Annotated in this window: 4 protein-coding genes; all 4 read right to left on the bottom strand. The window is 65.7% G+C overall.

The window, feature by feature from the left end; all coding sequences use genetic code 11:
* Nucleotides 1-99: 99 nt before the first annotated feature.
* Complete coding sequence (locus ABYB95_RS20715; RefSeq protein ID WP_372661338.1) at nt 100-846, bottom strand: SDR family NAD(P)-dependent oxidoreductase; 747 nt, start codon at nt 844-846, stop codon at nt 100-102.
* A gap of 2 nt (nt 847-848) precedes the next feature.
* Complete coding sequence (locus ABYB95_RS20710; protein ID WP_372661335.1) at nt 849-1,688, bottom strand: enoyl-CoA hydratase/isomerase family protein; 840 nt, start codon at nt 1,686-1,688, stop codon at nt 849-851.
* Between the two features lie 30 nt (nt 1,689-1,718).
* On the bottom strand, nt 1,719-2,213 hold the full coding sequence (locus tag ABYB95_RS20705; protein WP_372661332.1) for an aromatic-ring-hydroxylating dioxygenase subunit beta: 495 nt from the start codon (nt 2,211-2,213) through the stop codon (nt 1,719-1,721).
* Nucleotides 2,210-2,810: SRPBCC family protein (locus tag ABYB95_RS20700; RefSeq protein WP_372661329.1), on the bottom strand; the 601-nt coding region annotated here is incomplete at its 5' end. The genes ABYB95_RS20700 and ABYB95_RS20705, both read right to left, overlap by 4 nt.

Genomic DNA, 2,810 nt, shown 5'->3' with positions numbered 1-2,810 from the left:
GCCGCATCTGTGCCACGGTGGTATCGCGCTTCCAGCTGCCGTAGACACAGCGCACGCGTTCGATCACGCCGTCAACGGCGGTGGTGGTTGGAGATGCGGTCATGCGCCACACCCCATGCCGCCCGAGACGCCCAGCACCTCACCGGTGATGAAGCCGGCGTCGGCCGAAGCCAGGAAAGCGACCGCCGCAGCCACTTCATCGGGGGTGCCGAGGCGGCCAGCCAAGGTGGCACCCGTCATCGCTTGCAGCAGCTTGTCGCCGCCCTGCTCCAGCGCCTGGCGCAGCATCGGTGTGTCGATCGGGCCGGGCGCGATCACGTTGGCGGTGATGCCCTTGCTGCCATTCTCGCGCGCGATCGAGCGGGTGAAGGCGATCACACCGCCCTTGGCCGCCGCGTACACGGCACCACCGCGCGAGCCCAGACGGCCCGCCTCGGAGGCGATGTTGATGACGCGGCCAAAGCCCGATGCCTGCATCGCGGGCAGAGCCGCGTGCGTGGTGGCAAACACCGATTCGAGGTTGATCGCGATCAATCGGCGCCAATCTTCGGGCGTGGTGCGGGTGAAGAACGCGTGCTGGTCGACACCGGCGTTGTTCACCAGGATATCGAACGGCCCCTGTTCGGCCATGACGGCGGCCACCTGTGCGAGGTCGGTCACGTCCAGCCGCACGGCGCGGGCAGCGGTCTCTTGTGCCAGCGCTTGTGCGGCGGCGATGTCCAGGTCGGCAATGGTCACCTGCGCGCCATCGGCCGCAAGGCGGCGCACGATGGCCGCGCCGATGCCCTTGGCGCCTCCGGTAACAAAGGCTTTTCGGCCCGCGAGCGGCGTGTTGTGGGTCGCCATGGTCAACGGCCCGTGAAGGTCGGTGCGCGCTTCTCGATCACAGCGGCCAGACCCTCGCGCGCATCGGCCATGCCCGAGAGCTGGGCTTGCATGCGGTTCTCTTCGGGCATACAGGCGTCCACGCTGGAGCCCAGGCCGTTCCACAGCAGCCGTTTGGTGGCCGCCAGTGCGGCGGGTGCGCCGGCGGCGAGCTGGCGCGCCAGCGCAAAAGCCTCTTCCACCAGCTTGTCGTCTTCCACCACGCGGGTGATCAAGCCCATGTCCAGCGCTGCGCGCGCGGTGATCACGGGGTTGAGCAGGAGAATTTCCATCGCCTTGCGCAGGCCCACCAGTTGGGTGAGCGTGACCGAGACGCCAGCGTCCGGCACCATGGCGACGCGCGTGGCACCAGCCAGGAACTTGGCCGATGCGCCCGCGACCACCATGTCGGACGAACACACCAGACCCATGCCCCCGCCGCCGGCCGCGAAGCCGTGCACGGCGCTCACCACTGGCGCGTTCAGCCGCATCAGCATCGAGGCGACGATCTGCAAATAGGAGGTGGCCACACGGATGTAGTCCGGCAAAGCCTCGCCTTTCGAGAGAAACATGTGCACGTCTCCACCGGCGCAAAAGTTCTTGCCTTCACCGGTGATCAAAACGGCTCGCACGCGGCTGTCGCCGTGCACGCGTGTCACCACCTCGTGCAGGCCTTTGAGCATGGCCATATCGAGGCCGTTGGCGGCGTCCGGTCGGTTCAACCGGATGTGCGCCACGCCATCGGCGTGCAGCTCCAGCAAGGCCGGGCCTTCGCCCACCAGCACTTCGGTTGCTGAGGTGTTGTTGTCTTGTGTGTTTTCCATCGTGTGTCTCCTGAAACGCTGCCTTGCCGCCTAAATGAGAAAGGCCATCGAGTACAACGCGGTTTCGTTGTTCACCAACACCACTTTTTTGCGCGCCATGCGCAGAGCGCTGCCCTCGCGGCGCAAGGTGTATTCGTTGCGCGAGGCCCAGACGGTGTCGCCGCGAGCGGCCGACTCGAAAACCATGGCGTTGGAGGTGACGATCAGATCGTCGCCCTCGTGCCGGAGGATCTCCACGTTCGAGACGATGCGGCGCAAGCGCGATTGCGGCGTCTGGCTGTAGCGCTTGCCGGTATGGAACTGCCGGATACGCAACGCGATGCGCGAGCGGTTGTCGTAGATGATCGACATTTCCTTCTCAGGGTCACCGCCTTCGCCGTTGGCGGGAATCCAGTAGACACCGTCGTCGGTCCACAGGGCTTCCCATTCGTCGTAAGCGTGGTCGTCCTGGAAACGGGCTTCGCGGTAGATGAACTGCGTGACTTCGTCGAGCAAAACACGGGGGTCGATTGCCTGGGCGGTCATACGCTCTCCATCAGGGACTTGTAGTGGCGCCAGATACCGCGCGAAGGCGTCTCGTCGGTGGCGTCGCCAATGCGGTAACCGTTTTCATCCAGGCGTTCGCGGTGCCGGCCACGCCCGAGGTACAGCCACTCGGGATTGCTGGACTGCACGCCGAGCTGCGTGCGCTCGTACATGGCCGCGTCGTCGGCGAGCAAGAAGCCCGCCGGGCCCACCGAGCCCATGGTCTGCTGGCGCAGGCGGCGGTTGATATCGGGCGCGCCCTTGAACTGGATCGCCGTGACGTGCTGCACCGTGTGGTCCACCGACAGTGGTTGCAGCACAAAGAGCTGGATCTCCGCGATGAACAGGTTCGGAAAAATCATGATGTGCGGCGTGCCGTCGATCATGATCTCGCGCGCCTTGTCCTTGCCATACGCGGCCTCCATCTGCGCCACGTAGGCCGGCAGCTTCTCGGGCGTGGTGCCAAACCAGCTCAGCGGCACGCCGCGTTTGCGGAACTCGGGTCGCAGGTCGTTCTCGGTATGGCCTTTGCCGAAGTCGCGCGAGACGGCGGTGGAATCGCTGTCGTACAGCGTGCCGATGCCGCTTTGCGCGACT

The sequence above is a fragment of the Hydrogenophaga sp. genome, assembly GCF_041633695.1.
Taxonomy (GTDB): Bacteria; Pseudomonadota; Gammaproteobacteria; order Burkholderiales; family Burkholderiaceae_C; genus Hydrogenophaga.
The sequence above is the reverse complement of the archived record's forward strand: the minus strand, read 5'-3'. Positions and strand labels throughout refer to the sequence as shown.